At 40.1% G+C, this 18,162-nt stretch carries 19 protein-coding genes; 7 read left to right on the plus strand and 12 right to left on the minus strand.

Annotated features, from left to right (window positions below; translation table 11 throughout):
* Nucleotides 1-157: 157 nt before the first annotated feature.
* The 10 genes from F9K23_03455 to murB all read right to left on the minus strand — a co-directional run bounded on the left by F9K23_03455 (nt 158) and on the right by murB (nt 8,900).
* On the minus strand, nt 158-727 hold the full coding sequence (locus tag F9K23_03455) for a nitroreductase (GenBank protein KAB2918212.1): 570 nt from the start codon (nt 725-727) through the stop codon (nt 158-160).
* 70 nt (nt 728-797) lie between these two features.
* Nucleotides 798-1,142, minus strand: coding sequence for a translation initiation factor (locus F9K23_03460; GenBank protein ID KAB2918213.1), 345 nt, complete (start codon nt 1,140-1,142; stop codon nt 798-800).
* 575 nt (nt 1,143-1,717) lie between these two features.
* Entirely contained in the window at nt 1,718-2,152 is a 435-nt protein-coding gene (locus tag F9K23_03465; GenBank protein KAB2918214.1) for a hypothetical protein, read from the minus strand.
* A 266-nt stretch (nt 2,153-2,418) separates the two neighbouring features.
* The gene (locus tag F9K23_03470) at nt 2,419-3,006 is read right to left on the minus strand and encodes a hypothetical protein (GenBank protein KAB2918215.1); all 588 of its coding nucleotides are present in this window, start codon (nt 3,004-3,006) and stop codon (nt 2,419-2,421) included.
* A 461-nt stretch (nt 3,007-3,467) separates the two neighbouring features.
* Nucleotides 3,468-4,403, minus strand: a complete 936-nt coding sequence (locus tag F9K23_03475) for an SH3 domain-containing protein (protein ID KAB2918216.1) — start codon at nt 4,401-4,403, stop codon at nt 3,468-3,470.
* 335 nt (nt 4,404-4,738) lie between these two features.
* Entirely contained in the window at nt 4,739-5,152 is a 414-nt protein-coding gene (locus tag F9K23_03480; GenBank protein ID KAB2918217.1) for a hypothetical protein, read from the minus strand.
* Nucleotides 5,153-5,427: 275 nt separating this feature from the next.
* The gene (locus tag F9K23_03485) at nt 5,428-5,868 is read right to left on the minus strand and encodes a hypothetical protein (GenBank protein KAB2918218.1); all 441 of its coding nucleotides are present in this window, start codon (nt 5,866-5,868) and stop codon (nt 5,428-5,430) included.
* A 254-nt stretch (nt 5,869-6,122) separates the two neighbouring features.
* The gene (locus tag F9K23_03490; GenBank protein ID KAB2918219.1) at nt 6,123-6,809 is read right to left on the minus strand and encodes a hypothetical protein; all 687 of its coding nucleotides are present in this window, start codon (nt 6,807-6,809) and stop codon (nt 6,123-6,125) included.
* Between the two features lie 187 nt (nt 6,810-6,996).
* A complete protein-coding gene (locus F9K23_03495) occupies nt 6,997-7,872 on the minus strand; it encodes a YegS/Rv2252/BmrU family lipid kinase (protein KAB2918220.1) in 876 nt (291 codons plus the stop codon).
* Nucleotides 7,873-7,883: 11 nt separating this feature from the next.
* Nucleotides 7,884-8,900 carry a UDP-N-acetylmuramate dehydrogenase gene (murB, locus tag F9K23_03500; GenBank protein KAB2918221.1) on the minus strand — a complete coding sequence of 339 codons (1,017 nt, stop codon included), beginning with the start codon at nt 8,898-8,900 and terminating at the stop codon, nt 7,884-7,886.
* Nucleotides 8,901-8,974: 74 nt separating this feature from the next.
* Here murB and F9K23_03505 point away from each other — a divergent pair, with 74 nt between their 5' ends.
* A complete protein-coding gene (locus F9K23_03505) occupies nt 8,975-9,490 on the plus strand; it encodes a hypothetical protein (protein ID KAB2918222.1) in 516 nt (171 codons plus the stop codon).
* Between the two features lie 6 nt (nt 9,491-9,496).
* Nucleotides 9,497-10,666: a glycosyltransferase family 9 protein gene (locus F9K23_03510; GenBank protein ID KAB2918223.1), complete on the plus strand. Its 1,170-nt coding sequence runs from the start codon at nt 9,497-9,499 to the stop codon at nt 10,664-10,666.
* Nucleotides 10,667-10,783: 117 nt separating this feature from the next.
* Here the strand turns inward: F9K23_03510 and F9K23_03515 are convergent, their stop codons facing one another.
* On the minus strand, nt 10,784-12,007 hold the full coding sequence (locus tag F9K23_03515; protein ID KAB2918224.1) for a 3-deoxy-D-manno-octulosonic acid transferase: 1,224 nt from the start codon (nt 12,005-12,007) through the stop codon (nt 10,784-10,786).
* 17 nt (nt 12,008-12,024) lie between these two features.
* Nucleotides 12,025-12,885, minus strand: a complete 861-nt coding sequence (locus tag F9K23_03520) for a hypothetical protein (protein ID KAB2918225.1) — start codon at nt 12,883-12,885, stop codon at nt 12,025-12,027.
* A gap of 156 nt (nt 12,886-13,041) precedes the next feature.
* Between F9K23_03520 and F9K23_03525 the strand changes: the two genes are divergently transcribed.
* From F9K23_03525 to F9K23_03545, 5 genes are read left to right on the plus strand one after another with little or no spacing between them, the layout of a single operon-like run.
* Nucleotides 13,042-14,175 (plus strand): DegT/DnrJ/EryC1/StrS family aminotransferase, encoded by a 1,134-nt coding sequence (locus tag F9K23_03525; protein ID KAB2918226.1) that lies wholly within the window; start codon nt 13,042-13,044, stop codon nt 14,173-14,175.
* A 24-nt stretch (nt 14,176-14,199) separates the two neighbouring features.
* On the plus strand, nt 14,200-15,546 hold the full coding sequence (locus F9K23_03530) for a UDP-glucose/GDP-mannose dehydrogenase family protein (GenBank protein KAB2918227.1): 1,347 nt from the start codon (nt 14,200-14,202) through the stop codon (nt 15,544-15,546).
* A complete protein-coding gene (locus tag F9K23_03535) occupies nt 15,539-16,525 on the plus strand; it encodes an SDR family oxidoreductase (protein KAB2918228.1) in 987 nt (328 codons plus the stop codon). The genes F9K23_03530 and F9K23_03535 overlap by 8 nt, the downstream gene beginning before the upstream one ends.
* The gene (locus tag F9K23_03540) at nt 16,522-17,571 is read left to right on the plus strand and encodes a TonB family protein (protein KAB2918229.1); all 1,050 of its coding nucleotides are present in this window, start codon (nt 16,522-16,524) and stop codon (nt 17,569-17,571) included. The genes F9K23_03535 and F9K23_03540 overlap by 4 nt, the downstream gene beginning before the upstream one ends.
* Nucleotides 17,571-18,158, plus strand: coding sequence for an N-acetyltransferase (locus tag F9K23_03545; GenBank protein ID KAB2918230.1), 588 nt, complete (start codon nt 17,571-17,573; stop codon nt 18,156-18,158). Before F9K23_03540 ends, F9K23_03545 begins: the two co-directional genes overlap by 1 nt.
* Nucleotides 18,159-18,162: the final 4 nt, after the last annotated feature.

An 18,162-nucleotide genomic window follows, 5' to 3' on the forward strand; every position in this document is an offset into this window, starting at 1 on the left:
GATTCAGGAGGAGGAATATAAAACCCCTGCCATGTCATGCTGACGAAGGAAGCATCTTCTCCCTCTTTGTCAGTTTACAGATTGGGGTAGTATTCTCCACTATCGTTCAGAATAACATTCAATCAACAAGTCAACAAGTCAACAAATCAAAAATTGATTACATCCATTGCACCTTCTCATCCATAGGGCGACGACGACCTTGTTGCAAAGGCTCGGCAGGAACACCGATGTAGAAAAAACCCATCAGTTGGTGGTTTTCGTCCAATTGTAGCCATTGGTGCATAGCAGCGCTAAACGTGCCGTTTCCGGTACTCCAATACCCGCCATATCCATATGCTGAAACTGTGAGCCATAGGTTTTGTACTGCCATTGCCACGCTGGCAATCTCCTCCATTTCTGGTACTATGGGGTTGCGGTGCATTACAATAGCAATAATGTGGCTGGTTTGCAACGGGGTTTCGTCAAACACTTTCAGTTTGGCATCCTTTATTTCCTCTGCGGGTGTGTTTGCTATGTACAACTGTTTTTGAAATCCTACCAGTTTTTCCAGCGCCTCACCTCTGAATACCTTAAACCTCCACGGTTCAGTATACTTATGGGTGGGTGCCCAATTGGCCGTTTCCAGCATTTCGGCTACAATTTCGTCAGCAATTTTTTCGCCGCTATATTGGCGCGGAAATATGCTGCGCCTGCTCTTAATCAATTCAGTAATATCTTGTTTATTCATCACGATACGCTCTAATCAATATCAAAAATCCCATTAAACATTAAATGTTAATTGTTAAATCAAATAACAATCAACCCGCTTTTTTGGTTTGGCTGTAGCCGTTGTCCAACAGCCATTTCAGTATTTTATCGCGGTGGTCTCCCTGTACCAGTATTTCAGCGTCCTTAGCACTGCCTCCGCTTCCGCAAAGGTTTTTCAGTTTTTTGCCCAAAGCTTCTAAGTCGTCGTTAGTACCCACAAAACCTGTTACCAGCGTAACGGCCTTGCCTGCACGGTTCTTTTTATCCAACATCACCCTTAACCTTTGTTGCTGTGGGGGCAGAGTGTTGGTTTCCTCCGTAGATTCTTCGTTGTATTCAAAATCGGGGTCGGTGCTGTACATAATCCCCAATTTGTTTTTGTTCTTGTTGCTCATAATTCAATGTTTAGTCACCCCGAAATAAAATAGTTAGTCTCTTACATTAAAATTCGACTTCGTATCTTAAGCATAAAGCCAAAAGTAAACAATCTCAGGGATAACGGTTTTCATCAAGCTGATGTTGCAGCGCTACAAAGCTACGGTATTGGCACTTATACCGCTCCCCGATTTGCCCTAAATATTTTCCTTCGGAGCGTCCCCTTTCTTTCCTTCGCGCATTCCCTAAACTGGTTTTTTACTCTTTGGTTGGGACAGCCGGGACAATCGTTTTTGATAATAAATCGTTGTTTTTCATTGTATTAACTTTAAAAAAACTGTCCCAAACACGTGAGACAAAATGGGACAATTTTATATCGTTGTTACGGTGTTATTCGGTTACGCGGTTATCCTGTTATTTTTGTTACGCACCGCACAGGGGGGTGCGGGGTTTTGCCAATATTGCGGACGGTTACGGCTTTCAAAGAACTTGTTGGATAGGTAGTAATTGGAAACGGGTATAAATGAAAAAATCCCGATTTCTCGGGACTTCCATAACTTTTTTATACAAAGTTGATAATTTTGAACACGACCCATTACCCCTTATCCGATTTGAAAGACTTCAAGTCATTAAAGAGTTTACTTGTCATCGCATCTATATCCAAGTCTGTAAGGTCACGAAATCTATAATTATTTTCCATCATTTCTTGCAGCCAACTATTAGGAAGGCATAGATCGTTATTCTCTATTAACTCAATAATATCATCAAACCAAATCCTTTTACCATCAGTGCGATAACAAACGGTTTTCGACGCCCTTTTACCTGTAATTGGGTTTGGAAATTGAAAAGCGCTTGTGCACATCATTACCTCTCCTGATTTCAAATAACTTAAAATACTGGTTTTGTTATATTTACTGTTTATGCTTCTGTCAACAAACTCATGGACACTTGGATAATTCTCGAAACCTTCATCATGTTCTTTCCACAATCCAAACCAATCAAAAGGCCAGTAATAAATATTATATTTCATTTAATTATTATCTTTTGAGCATAAATATATTAAATTTCCCCGCTCCCGCAAGTCTGTAGCGCAAACTGTGCGGCAGCGACTTGTGAGAATATATCTGTCCAGCCCACAGTAGCAAAGGTTACACAATACAGCCCATCAGTATTGTGTAACTTGTAGACACGGCTCATAATGCAATTTACTATTTCTAAGTTACAAACTTAACTTATTTACCCTCACAAGTCCCTGCCGCTGCAAACCAAACTACAGACTTGCGAGAGCGGGGAGGCTTATTTTAATATATTAATAATATTATTGAATATTTTTAATGAAGAATCTCCGTTATCCGGTAAAAGAAATTTATTTATTGAAAAAGTATCACTATTTACGATAAAAGTTAGCTTTTTTGTAGGAACTGTGTCTTTATATTGGTAACATTCAAAATTAGCCTTTATTTCACCATTTCCATTTAAATCAAAATTAGAATTATAAAAACACTCACTATCAACGCTTAAAAAGAAATTTTTTCTATTAGAAAAAATTAATTTATTGCTATATAATTCTTGTCCATTTTTTTGAACTCTAATTAAAGAATAGTAACTGATTGAAGGATCATATAATACAAAAAATAATACGCTATCTTTGCCGTAGCAATACTTTTCATTATATGATGAATCTTTCAATAGTAAAAAAGTTGTTAAATCAGCTTCATAATGAACAGGCATCAATAAACTTAATGAGCCATAACGAATCTCCATCAATGTCGAATCATTTCGACTAAATTTATATAGTTCGAAGCTATTGGTATTGCAAAAAACAGAGAGTTTGTCCTCTTTTCCCAAAACTTGTTTCCTTTGATTATTATCTATACAACTCATGAACATGTATAAAAAAATATAATACCCCTTTTTCACAATCTTGTTGTGCATTATTTTGTTGTTATTGTTTTGATATTATTCTTGTAGGTTACAGTTGTTTTATCTTGATTAGTTGTATTTGTCCCCGTATCTGTAATTATAATATCTGTTTTCAGATCCTTTACTGATGACTCGAACATAGATATCCAACCATTCAATGAAACAACTGTATCTTCCAGCTCTTTTAACTTCTTCTTTCCCCCGCTCTCGCAAGTCTGTAGCGTAGCCTGTGTGGCTGCGACTTGTTAGTATATATCTGTCAAGCCCACAGCAGCAAAGGGTACACAATACAGCCCATCTGTATTGTGTAACTTGTAGGCACGGCCATACGGCAAATTACTTTTCTAAGTTACAAACTTAGCTATTTACCCTCACAAGTTCCTGCCGCTATAGACTTGCGAGAAGAGTGGGTAATTGGAACACTACCAATTTTCATCATCGTATTCGGCTATTTCATTTACTGTATATCGAACCCATCCAACACCATCTTTTGAGTATTTAACTTTATACCATAAAATAGGACATTCAAAATTGGAAGAATCTTTCCCGCCAAAATCACTAGTACTTTTTATATACTTAAGAGGTGTCCTGTTTTTTACTGAGGTAACTACATTAGATAGTGAGTCAGGATTTTCATATATTAAAACCGATGTCAGTGTGATTAAATCAGGAAAAGTCTCATTATTAATCTGTGGAGGGTTAAATTTTAGTTTAAATGGGACAGAATATTCGCCAAGCATCCTTGTCACATGGGAATTTCGCCGTTGAATAATTTTCCCATCAAGGTTAGTGGCATATATTTTATTAGATTTATGGAACTTAAAGAACAATGATTTCTTTTCAAAGAACTCAAAAGTACTGTCACCACCAACGATCAGTAAATGTGCAAAAACATCATTTTTTTCATTAATAAAAATTCTACCCTTTCCATATATGTGTCTACCATCTTCATATAATGGATACTCTAGTATTGAGTTTCTACCATCTGAATACAAAAGACACCCTTCATATTCTGGACACTCTATTAGCGGTTTTTGAAGATTTTTATGTGCTCTTATTTTGTCAAAAGAAGATAGTTTTCCTTTTAAATCAAAAATAATCTCTTTAATAGAGTCTATAGAATTGAATTTATAAACATACTCCTCTTTTGATGATTCATTTGTTGTTTTATTTGAAGCAAATGAATCATTGCTGTTACTTTTCCCCTTACATGAAAAATATAGGAAAATAAGAAACGAATATAGTAATATATTATTTCTTGCTTTTTGGAATGACATTGGGTTATTTAATGACTTAAAGGTATTTGTTTTATTTGAAAAGCAGCAGTAGTTGATGTGGCAGTTGACTACCTTGGCCATGCTACATGAACATGTATCTCCCCCGCTCTCGCAAGTCTGTAGCGCAGGCGTATGGCAGCGACTTGTGAGATTAAGTCTGTCCAGCCCGCAGTAGCAAAGGTTACAAAATACAGCCCATCTGTGTTGTGAAATTTTTAGGCACGGCTTATACTGCAAATTACTTTTCTAAGTTACAAACGTAACTTATTTACCCTCACAAGTCCCTGCCGCTGCAAACCACACTACAGACTTGCGAGAGCGGGGGGATATATGGTTTCGGTAACGAGTTTGTTCACCTGTCTACTATAAATTTCAAACCGTATTGTTTTGATTTACTCATTTTATTTATTTTAAAATTAACTACCTTTAATGCCCATGGAAATAAGATAATTTTTCCATTCATCTAATAATGAAATCAAATCTTTTACTGGAACATTACTCTTTGTTCCTCCATAATTGAATGTAGCATAAAATGCATCAATAGACGTATTTGGATATAAAGTGTTTTGATTTATATAAAATCCAATATCATCACCCATAACCGGATAGTTGACCACCATATCGTCGTTGGGATCTCTTTCCGTATAAAAAACCGGCAACCAATCAATTAAATTTTGGGCGTCGGTTGATCCTATATTAGCTAGATAAAATGCTATCCCTCTATTTAAATCCCCATTAGCGTCTTTACTAATGTCAACAGTAGGGGATAAGGAGCCTCGCGGGGTTAAAATTGTTCTAAATGTTAACCCATATTTTTTTGCGATAGTCATAATTTATTTTCTTATTTTAATTCCCCCGCTCTCGCAACACTGTCACACAGCCTGTGTGGCAGCGACTTGTGAGTATATATCCGTCTAGCCGACGGTAGCAAAGGTTACAAAATACAGCCCATCTGTGTTGTGAAATTTGTAGGCGCTGCAAACCACACTACAGACTTGCGAGAGCGGGGCAGATATTAGTTTCGATATACGGTTCCGGTAACGAATTTGTTCGCCTGTCTACTATAAATTTCAAACCGTATTGTTTTGCTCATAATTATAGCTAATTACATATTGGCTAAATTATGCTTAGAACCAAATGAATTAAGATAATCTCTCCATTCTCCTAATAATAATATCAAATCGCGTAAAGGAATATCGCTTATAATACCTCCGGAAGACATAAAAGTAACATAAAAGGCATCCATTGAATCGTTTGGGTACAATGTATTTTGATTCATATAAAACACAAAATCGTCTGTTCCATAAATTGGGTAATTAACCAGAAATGAATCGTCTGGGTCAGTTTCTGTATGAAATATACTTAGTTCATCTATTAATTGTTGTGCCATATTTGGCCCCGTATTTTCCAAGTATTCTGCGATACCTTCATTAACAGTGGGATCTCCATGGATATCATTGCTACAGGTAATATAAGGCACTAAGCGCTCTCCATCAGCAGGATTATGCATAAAAAACTTTAATCCATAATTTTTTGCTATGCTCATAATTTATTTTCTTATCTTAATTCCCCCGCTCTCGCAACACTGTCACACTGCCTGTGTGGGAGCGACTTGTGAGAATATATCTGTCCAGCCCACAGCAGCAAAGGTTACAAAACACAGCCCATCTGTGTTGTGAAATCTGTAGGCACGGCTCATACTGCAAATTACTATTTCTAAGTTTCAAACTTAGCCTATTTGTCCTCTCAAGTCCCTGCCGCTGCAAACTTGCGAGAACAGGGGGTAATTTGGGACACGACCTACCAATGTCGATAATTTTCTATTATCAACTTAAACCGAATATTATTCTGATTAATGATGCTTTCAAAGAAAGGCGACACAATATTGTTTTGTTCATGAAATAAAAAACCTGTATGCCCTTTTATTTCTAATAAATCATTTTTAAATATGTAAGTAATGAAAAATTTATTTATATTATTATTAATCAACAAATATTTAAAATTTTCCTTGTTTATTTCAAAACCTGGAGTTGATACTATTAAAATTGAATCTTGGTAATTTAACCAAACCCTTGTTCCAATTTTTTTATCTTCATTATTTTTACTATTTGAAATCAAATATGTTTTTTGGATAAAGACACTATCATTTATTGGGATCAGAGTATCAATGGTATTAAAAGGGAATTTGTATTTAAAAAATGTGGTTATGTAGTTTCCTGTTGAACTATCTTTTTCAATTACTCGTGTTTCATTATTTATCTTATTTAAAAAAATAGCTTTAGCAAATGATCTGTCAGATTTAAAGCTAACTTTTACATTGTTATCTTTTTTATTCTTCACGTAATCAGTTATGCTATCAACTCCTTTCATTGTAAAGAAGTCAAAATCTTTATAGAGATAGCGATTATCTCCCGCAATATTTTTTTCTTTAACTCTACAACTAAATGCAAGAACGAAAATCATTATGTAAATCAACTTTTTCATCATTTTAGAACTTTAATTTTCCCCCGCTCTCGCAAGTCTGTAGCGCAGGTTGTGTGTCAGCGACTTGTGAGATTAAGTCTGTCCAGCCGACGGTAGCAAAGGTTACAAAATACAGCCCATCTGTATTGTGAAATTTGAAGGCGCTGCAAACCACACTACAGACTTGCGAGAGCGGGGCATGACCGGCAGCTTACACCAGCAAATTAAGCGAAGCAGGATCGATTTTAAAATTTATTTCCGTACCCATTTCGGCAGGTTCCCCGTCAAAGTGGACGGCTCCTTTATCGTTGCGCCGTATGATAACGTCTTCTGCCTTAAACGATAAGATGTTTTTATTCTTGTCAATGCTTTTGGTAAACATTTGCAGAGCAAGGCGGGGTACATCGTAAAACTTAAACGGTTTCATCACCACCACGTCCATCAACCCGTCACGGGTACTGGCTGCGGGAGCTATGGTAGCATTGTTGCCCCATTGAGAAGCATTAGCTACTGATATTAAAAAGGCGTCTTCGGTATATTCTTTACCGTCAATCACCAAACTGTATTGTTGGGGCTTAAAACTGCCCAACTCACGCACCACAATCTTGGTATAGGTTTTAAACCCTCGTTGGGGGGCAGTGGCAAACAAATACCCTATGTGCGCATCAAAGCCAATGCCCGCCACATTTACGTAGCGTTGGTTGTTTATCAGTAAAGTATCTACTTTTTTAAGGCTAGGAGCATTAAGACGTTGCAACGCCTTTTCGGTTTGCATGGGTATGTTGTGATGGCGGGCAAACCCGTTACCCGAACCCATCGGCACAATGCCCATTAATGTATCAGTGCCTGCTAACTGGCGGGCTACTTGGTTAATAGTTCCATCGCCGCCCGCACCCACAATTATGTCAAAACCATTGGCAAGTGCATTGCCCACCAGTTGTTCCACACTGTCGTGGTCGCCCCATTCTTCAATGGCAAACTCGTACTTCGCCGTATCTATGTTAGCAGCTACCTGTGCCTTAAAATTATCCTTCTTCTTTCCGCCCGAAATCGGGTTCACTAAAAAATATATTTTCTGTTTTGCCATCCTCTGCGGGATTAAATCATGTTCACTTCCGGCACAAGCTGTATCCCAAAACGCTCCTTTACCGAGGCGATTACGTTTTGTGCGTGGGCATAAATTTCATGTCCCGTTGCATTGCCGTAATTCACCAACACCAACGCCTGCATTTTGTGGTTACCCGTGTTGCCCACTACCTTTCCCTTCCAGCCTGTTTGTTCAATCAGCCAGCCTGCGGGTACTTTGGTAATGGTGTCATTCACCTTGTAACCGGGCATATCTGCAAATTGTTCTTTCAGTTGCAGGTATTGCACCGTGGGTATTTCAGGGTTTTTAAAAAAGCTGCCCGCATTTCCTAAAATAGCAGGGTTGGGCAACTTGCTTTGCCGGATGGCAATTACGGCATCGCTTATTGCCTTAACGTTAAGCGTTTTAACCCCCATTGTTTCCAGCGTTTCTTGTATAGCCCCGTAGGTAGTGTTAAATACAGGTTTTTTGCTGAGTTTAATGGTGATGGAAAGTATAAAAACTTTGTTTTTCAGTTCACGTTTAAAAATGCTTTCGCGGTAGCCAAAATCACATTGGCTGTTAGTAACGGTATGTGTTTGCAAATCGTCGAAACTAAAGTATTCAACCGTTTGCAGTACGTCTTTAATCTCTACCCCATACGCACCTATGTTTTGCATGGGCGCAGCCCCCACCGTGCCGGGTATCAGCGATAGGTTTTCTATCCCCCCGAACCCCCTTTCAACACAATACATCACCAAGCTGTGCCAGTTCTCTCCCGATGCGGCTTTCAGCACCACTTCGTCCTCATTTTCTGCAACTATGTCTATTCCCTTCAACTCGTTCAGCAGCGTAATACCTTCCCAGTTTTGGGTGAACAATACATTACTGCCCCCTCCTAATATCAAACGGGGCAGGGCAAAAAGTTGTGGGTCGGCGCAATATTCCGTTAGGTTTTGAAGGGAATTAATGCGGATAAAATATCGGGTAAACGCTTCGATACCAAAGGTATTGAAGGGCTTTAGCGAAATGTTTTCTTGTATCTCCATGAGGGTGTTGCGAAGGTAGGAAAATGTTAGTGCCTTAGCGGAGGGTTGTTTATCTTGCTACCAAAATTAATGCAATGAGTATTTTTAAAAAGCTGTTTGGTGCATTGCTTCCTGCAAAAATTGAGGATGAATATTTTGGGGTGCTCGAATACAATGAGTTTAGCTATGCCGGAATGGATACAATCAAATTTTACAGGGGTGAAGTGTTTTTTAAACCCGTAAATGAGAGAATAGGTATCACATTTTCAGCGGATAAAAGCGGCCCTCAGCCCTATCAAAAAGAATTATTTAAGCAGGTGGAAGAAAAATATGCTGCGTTAGCAAATGCTGCAAAAACAGCACTGGCAAATGATGCCAACAAAGAATATTTAGCTGAAAAGAAAGCAGATACTATTGATGTTGTAAACGATTATAAGTTGGTTTCAATAGGGATTAATAAGAAAGAAGGGGACGTTTTCAGTTGGGATTTTCAATACGTACAAAAACAAAATGAGGATATTGAAATTACTGTGTACTTTACCAATTTTGAGGTGAATGATGTTGAGATTGATAATTTTGCGCTGGAAGACGACGAGGGAGACGAAGAATAAGCAGGCATGAGTGCAAAAGTATTTTTTTCAAATCTGTGGAAGGCAGTTTACAAGAATCCGCGAAACCGACTGAAAGAAGAACGGTTTTTAAAAAAGCGGCGGGCATTTGTAGATAGCATTAAACAACTGCCTACGGAGTTTGACAGGGAGATTGTTGTTATCCGAACGGACGATATCGGCGATTATATTTTGTTTAGAAACTCGCTGGAGTTGTTGCGAAAAGCAAAACCCGGTTATAAAATCACCTTAATAGGCCATGCACTTTGGCAGCCGATTGCAGAGGGCTGGGACAGTGATTTTGCAGACGAGTTTATTTGGCTGCAAAAGGGTAGGTTTTTGAAAGAAGAAGACTATGCCCAACAGTTTTTGCGAGAAATAAGTGCTAAAAGACCTGAGTTAGTGATAGCTCCTTCGTACTCACGCAGTACATTTATTGACGGGGTGATTGCCCGTTTACTGCCTGCTAAAGAAAAATATTGCTGGCAACGCAACGATAGAGAAGTACGCCAATGGCTGCGTAACTATTGCGATGCTGATTTTACCCATACTAAACCCATCCCCGACGGATTACACGAGTTTGGTTTGAACACTCGTTTTATGGAGTGGGTAACAGGGCAGGCTGCTGAACTTGTGAAACCGATTATCGACGCAAAAAAACTCCCCTCAATTACAGGGTTGTCGCAACAGTATGTAGTATTGTTTGCGGGGGCTGCTGCAAAACGCAAACGGTGGGGTACTGAAAAATTTGCGCAAGTAGCCGATTATATCGCTGCTAAATACGGTTTGCAGTGTGTGGTTTGCGGCTCAAAAGGAGATGGTGCATTGGCCGATGAAATTATCAGCAATGCCAAAAACAAATCATCAATAGTAAACTACACCGGCCAAACGGATTTGCTGCAATTAGCCACTGTGCTCAATGGCAGTCAATTAATAATTACCAACGATACCAGTGCTGCTCATTACGCCGCTGCGCTAGGAAAAAGTACCATTGCCTTATTAAACGGTAACAGTTACGGCAGGTTTTTTCCGTACCCTGCCGCACTTCACCCAAATGTAAAAGCCATTTACCCGCCTGCGGTTACCAATCCGCCCTACGATTGGGTAGGCATGGGCGATATACAATCCATCAGTATCACGACTGTAATTAAAGAAGTGGATTTGTTTTTGGAGGGGTAGTTAATGTCCGTATGCGTCATTGCGAGAAAGGCGATAGCCTGACGAAGCAATCCGTTACGACTAAGTGATAGATTAATTTGCTAAGATGGTAGTAAAATTAAGTGCCCTTCGACAGGCTCAGGGTTTTATAAGATCAAAAATCTTTTGCGCTGCGCCTGCATTGTGTTGGATGAAGGCCGCGGCATTTTCACCTGTTTTCAAACGCTTCTCCTCGTGAGTAAGAAACTCAGATAGGATGTTCTTTAATTCAGCAGCATTGTTGATGATTAAGCCGCCGCCCGCATTTACCAAACGCTTTCCTTCGGGGTACTTGTTAACAGGCGGGCCATACAAAACGGGAATTGAAAACACAGCGGCCTCTAAAATATTGTGCAGCCCCTTGCGGAATGCACCACCGATAAGCGCCATATCGCCGTATTGATACAGCGACGAAAGCATCCCGATGTTATCAATCAGCACAACATCGTATTCCGTAGCATTTGCCTCGGTTAGCTTTGAGTAACGGATAACCTTACTGAATTTCTTTTCAATTTCAGCCAAATGCCCTTCGTCAATCTTATGGGGAGCAATTACCAGTTTTAATACGTTGTTTAGCTGCGGATGAACTTCCGCCAGCAAAGCTTCTTCTTCCGGCCAACTGCTGCCGGCTACCAATAGTTTTTTATCGGCTTTAAAAGCAGCAATTAAGGGGAATTTTTTAGCGTTTTGAGCATTGTGCAACACACGGTCGCAACGGGTATCGCCTGTATAGGTAACTGTTTTGTAACCGATGTTTTGTAATAAAACCACAGAGCCTTCGTCTTGCGTAAATACATGATTAAAGCTGTGCAGCATTTGCAAATGCAAGCCGTTATATTTTTTAAAGAAAGGTTGGTTTTGCCTAAACAATGCTGAAACAAGGTATAAGGGAATGTTTCGTTGCTTAGTTTGTGTGAGGTAGTGAAACCAAAAATCGTACTTCACAAACAACACCATATCGGGCTTAACCCCATCCAAAAAGCGGGAAGCATTTCCGGCAGTATCGGGCGGAAGGTAAAAAGCAAAATCAATGGCGGGGTGTCTGTGGCGGTATTCATATCCCGACGGTGAAAAGAAAGTGGCGATAATTTCCCACTCGTTTCGGTCAAATTTTTCAATTACGGGCAAGCCTTGCTCAAACTCGCCCAACGAGGCCACGTGCAGCCACAGCCGTTTTTTTGTTTTTGCAGGAAGGGTATGCTGTATCTGTTCAAAAATATTTTTCCGGCCTGCCACCCATTTGCGGGCTTTATCATTCCACAAGGCCATTAAACGGGCACCTGCTGTGTAGGCTGCAATTCCCAAATCATACAATACAGGCATGGGCAAACCGTTATCTGTTAGCGGAAAATAAACTCGTCTTCATCACGGTTGGCACCGTATATGGGCAATATCCAACCGATACGAAGCGCCCAATAATTATCACTTCGGGTTTTGGTATCGGGTCCCATTAAATCGTAGTTCCAGTTACGGGCAAATTGCGTACGACCTTGTGTAAACTCAAGCCCCACGTAAAAATTCACCATTTTTTTAATACTCATATACTGGTAACCGATGAACTCCTGCACGTAATAGCCGTTAGTCAATCGGTCGTAGCCCTTCATGTAATCGCCTTGCAGTTGGGGGGCAAAGTTAGAAACACTCTGAAAGTGCATACGGTGTTGCAAAAAGCCGCCGCCCAAACTTACAAACAAACCTGAGTTACGGTTTTTATCCAACGGGAATAATCGGCCTAAGTGTGCGCTTACATTAAAGCCGCGCATAGATAGTTGGGGGTTAAAATTATATCCGTCTTTATCTACTAAATAACCGTCGCTGTTGCGCAACGAATCAAGCATTGAATATTCCAGCACATTACGCCCGAAGATGAAACCGCCTTCAGCACGCAAATCCCAGCCGCTCTCAAACTTCATCCCTACACTTCCGCCAAGGTTTGAAAATACCCCGAAGCGTTTACCCAAATCGGCCTGCGGAAAACAGTACGAATAGTTGAACCTGAAAACCACTGCACGTTGTGCTTTAAACTCACGTTGGCGCAAAGGTTGTTGCACCTTGCGAACCGTATCAGATGGGGGAGGGAAGGGCGGAGGGCTTTGCTGAGCAAAAGCCGCTGTAGCCGAAGCCACACACAGCAAACTCCCAAGTATTTTTAGGTACTTCATTTTCAGGCTCAAACCTACGTTATTTTTATGTAAAGGCATAACAGCTAAACGAAAACCAACGGTAAATAGTTGGTAGTGTAGCCGCTATTTATCAGCACGCTAAAAACCTTTTTCGGCGCGTATTGTTACCTCATATTTCATATTTATTGGGTTATATTTGCACAAAATCATTTATTCAGCGTGGAATCACAAGGGATGAAAAAAATTCAGATGGTTGATGTTTACAGCCAGTATGAAAAAATACAAAATGAAGTGGATGCTGCTATCGCAAACGTTATAAAAACGTCGGCATTTATAAACGGTCCGGAAGTAAAAGCATTTCAACAAGAGTTAGAACAATACTTGGGCGTGAAGCACGTGATACCATGCGCTAATGGTACCGATGCGTTGCAAATAGCCATGATGGCATTGGGTTTGAAACCCGGCGACGAGGTGATAACTGCCAGCTTTACTTACGTAGCTACCGCCGAAGTGATTGGGTTGCTTCAACTTACCCCCGTGTTGGTGGATGTTGACCCTGCAACTTTTGAGATTGATTTAAAGGCTATTGAAGCTGCAATTACCCCAAAAACCAAAGCCATTGTGCCTGTGCATTTGTTTGGCCAGTGTGCAAACATGGAAGGGGTGATGGAGATTGCCCAAAAGCATAACTTATACGTAATTGAAGATACAGCCCAAGCTATTGGTGCTGAATATACCTTTACCAACGGAACTGTAAAGAAAGCAGGAACCATAGGTACAGTGGGAGCAACATCGTTTTACCCGTCTAAAAACTTAGGTTGTATGGGCGATGGTGGTGCTATATTCACCAATGATGATGCTTTGGCTGCAAAAATGCGCATGATTTGTAATCACGGTCAAAGCACCTTGTATTACCATGATGAGATAGGCGTAAACAGCCGTTTGGACAGCTTGCAAGCCGCAGTATTGCGCATTAAACTACGCAGTTTGGATAATTATGCTGCTGCCCGTAATAAGGTAGCCGATTTTTATGATAAAGCGTTTGCAAACAACCCAAAACTAACCGTACCAGCAAGGGCTAACGATTCAACTCACGTATTTCACCAATACACGTTGCTATTGAACAACGTTGACCGCGATGAGTTACGTAAGTTTTTGAGCGAGCGCGGTGTGCCCAGCATGATTTACTACCCTGTTCCGTTGCACATGCAAAAAGCGTATACCGACCCAAGGTATAAAGAAGGAATGTTCCCCGTGACCGAGCAATTGTGTAAAACCGTATTCTCGCTGCCTATGCATAGCGAATTGGATGAGCAACAACTTGCTTTTATCACCAGTAATGTATTAGATTTCGTTAACAATCACTAATAAACCAAAATCGTATTAAGCACTATGAAAATAGTAGTAGTTGGAACCGGCTATGTGGGCCTTGTAACCGGAACATGTTTTGCCGAAGTAGGTATTGATGTTACTTGTGTTGACATTGACCAACGTAAGATTGAAAATCTTAAAAAGGGCATAATGCCTATTTATGAACCTGGGCTTGAAGAAATGGTACTTCGTAACGTTGAAAAAGAGCGGTTGCACTTTTCAACCAGCCTTGCTGAAAGTATTGTTGGTGCCGATGTTGCTTTTATAGCAGTAGGAACCCCTCCGGGTGAAGACGGAAGTGCTGATTTGAAATACGTATTGGCTGTAGCGGATGAGATTGGTCGTAACATGACTGATTATTTAGTGGTTGTTACTAAAAGTACTGTACCCGTGGGTACTGCTGAAAAAGTACGTGCTAAAGTATCAGAAGCATTAAATGCCCGCGGCTCAAAACTAACTTACGATGTGGCCTCTAACCCTGAGTTTTTGAAAGAGGGTGCTGCAATCGATGATTTCTTGAAACCCGATCGTATTGTTATCGGTGTTGAATCAGAAAAAGCAGAAGAAATTATGCGTCGTTTGTACAAGCCTTTCTTGTTAAACGGTCACCCCATTATTTTCATGGATGTGCCTTCAGCTGAAATGACCAAGTATGCTGCAAACAGTATGCTGGCTACCAAAATCAGCTTTATGAACGATATAGCTAACCTATGCGAAATTGTGGGTGCTGATGTAAACATGGTGCGTAAGGGTATAGGCAGCGATGCGCGTATCGGTAATAAATTTATCTATCCCGGTGTTGGTTATGGCGGTTCATGCTTCCCAAAAGATGTGAAAGCCCTTATTAAAACTGCGGTTGAAAAAGGCTATAACATGCGCATACTTGAGGCAGTTGAAGAGGTAAACGAAGACCAGAAAATGGTGATGGTTACCAAAATAATGAAACACTTCAACGGCGATATTAAAGGCAAAACCTTTGGTATGTGGGGACTATCGTTTAAACCAAAAACTGATGATATGCGCGAAGCTCCATCATTGGTGATTATAGAAAAATTGCTTGAAGGCGGTGCAAAAGTAAAAGCATACGACCCCGTGGCAATGAAAGAAGCCAAACACATGCTGGGTGATACTATTGAGTATGTGGATGAGCAAGACGATGCACTACAAGGTGCTGATGCTTTATTGCTGATTACCGAATGGCCTGAATTCCGTGTGCCTAACTTTGAAAATCTTGCTAAAATAATGAATGACAAAGTGGTGTTTGACGGACGTAATATTTACGATGGCAAAGAACTTAACGATATGGGCTTTGCATATTACGGTGTAGGTATAAACGGTAAAAACCAAATTGCTAAAGCCAATGCGTAAACGTATATTAATAACCGGCGGTGCCGGTTTTTTGGGTTCGCATTTGTGCGACCGCTTTATAAAAGAAGACTATGATGTGATTGCAATGGACAATCTTATCACAGGTGATGTGCGCAATATTGAGCATTTGTTTAAACTGCCCAATTTTGAGTTCTATCACCACGATGTGTCTAAGTTTATCCATGTGCCCGGCAAGTTGGATTACATTCTGCACTTTGCCTCTCCTGCAAGCCCTATTGACTATTTGAAAATACCCATTCAAACCCTTAAAGTGGGTTCATTGGGTGTGCACAATTGCTTGGGCTTGGCAAAAGAAAAAGGTGCACGTATGCTTATTGCGTCAACATCTGAAGTATATGGCGACCCGTTAGTGCATCCTCAAAACGAGGACTACTGGGGCAACGTAAACCCTGTAGGCCCACGCGGTGTGTACGACGAGGCTAAGCGTTTCCAAGAAGCTATGACAATGGCTTACCACACTTATCACGGTGTTGAAACCCGTATCGTACGTATATTTAATACCTACGGCCCTCGTATGCGTCTGAATGATGGTAGAGCATTGCCCGCATTTATCGGACAAGCGTTGAGGGGTGAAGACATTACTGTTTTTGGTGATGGTAGCCAAACCCGCAGTTTTTGCTACGTGGATGATTTGGTAGAAGGTATTTACCGTTTGCTGATGAGCGATTATGCTTACCCTGTAAACATTGGTAACCCTATCGAAATCACCATTAAAGAGTTTGCCGAAGAGATTATAAAACTTACCGGTACATCGCAAAAGATAGTGTATAAACCATTACCTACTGACGACCCTAAGCAACGCCGCCCTGATATTACCCGCGCTAAAGAAATACTTGGCTGGGAACCTAAAGTGAGCCGCGCTGAAGGATTAAAAATAACATACGATTACTTTAAATCACTCCCCGAAGCGGACTTGTTTAAAGACCCGCACGGAAGGGAGTTTGCTTCGAATAAATGAGAAAAAATATAATATTTATTCTTGCCTGTATAGCCCTGCAATGTTGTTCATTCGCAGGGCTATATGCTAAAAGGGTGTACCTGAATATGGTTTGGGAATCTTGCAAAAAGCGTGAGGCTGTTTTTTATTATGAAAAACCCGATAATGTTGCAAGCAGAGAGATTCCTATTTCGATATATTATAAGTATGAAGATAAATTGTACTGTAAAGGAAGTTTTAGCAGTGTTGAAGTAAGTAAAGAAAGCTGTAACGGTAAGTTTACCTACTATTTTACATCGGGTAATGTGATGTGTGAAGGAGAGTATCAAAACGGTGATAAAACCGGTTATTGGAAAATCTATTATAAAGAAGGGGGAGTTGAGCGGGAAGGTTTATATAAAGACGGAACTAAAATAGGTTTATGGCTGAACTATGCGCAAGGCAAAACCATCGCTGATACAACATTGCATTATGGCCCTGACTACACGGGTGAAGTAATCCAAAAAAATAAGAATGGAAGCATAAGCGAAAAAGCTTGGTATGTTAATGGTACATATCACGGCAAGTATGAAAATTATAATTCTACGGGTGGTTTATTATACACCGGTAATTACGACGATGGTTTAAAGATAAATGAATGGGTGTTTTATCATTCTGAAAATATAGTAGCAGCAAAAGTATATTATGGTAAGAATGAGACTATAGATTCGGTATTTTTTTTCAATGAAGATGGTAGTATAAGCACTGAACAAATAGATACCGCAACTATTTGTAAACATCCCGAAATGTCTGCCGATATACGCCAGTCTATAATTGCTAAAAATCTTAATTATCCGGCATTTGCTATTGAAAATGCTATTCAAGGCCAAGTTCTAGTTCAGTTTACCGTTAGATCGGAAGGTAGCATTGATAATGTAAAATGTATTAATGATATTAAATTAGATTTTGGGCTTGAGGAAGAATGTATTAGGGTTGTTAAGACAAATTTTAAGTTCAAACCTCATAAAATATGTAATGTTAAAACCGCAATAAGGTATAAAATGCCTATAAAATTTAGATTACGTTAATGGATAACAATCCCGTTACATATTACTCACACCCCACCGCCATTATTGATGATGGTTGCACCATTGGTGCAGGTACTAAAATCTGGCACTTTTCGCACATTATGCAGGGTTGTATAATTGGTGAAGGTTGTAATTTGGGGCAAAACGTGGTGGTTTCACCACAAGTGGTGTTGGGTAATAATGTTAAGGTGCAAAACAACGTATCCATATACACTGGTGTAACCTGTGCCGATGATGTGTTCTTAGGCCCCAGCATGGTGTTTACCAACGTTATTAATCCCCGTAGCGCAGTAAGCCGTAGGGAAAACTATGCAAAAACCCATGTAGGCAAAGGGGCAAGTATAGGGGCTAATGCAACTATAGTTTGCGGAAACAACATTGGTGAGTATGCATTTATTGGTGCGGGTGCGGTAGTAACCAAAGAGGTTCCAGCGTATGCGTTAGTAATAGGCAATCCGGCAAGGCAAACAGGCTGGATGAGCGAATACGGCCACAAACTTATGTTTGATGAGCAAGGCATAGCCGTGTGTGAAGAAAGCAAACAAAAATATCAGTTGAAAGACGGCGTTGTGAGCCGTATATTGTAACCCC

This window comes from Bacteroidota bacterium, from assembly GCA_008933805.1.
Taxonomy (GTDB): domain Bacteria; phylum Bacteroidota; class Bacteroidia; order UBA8524; family UBA8524; genus SB11.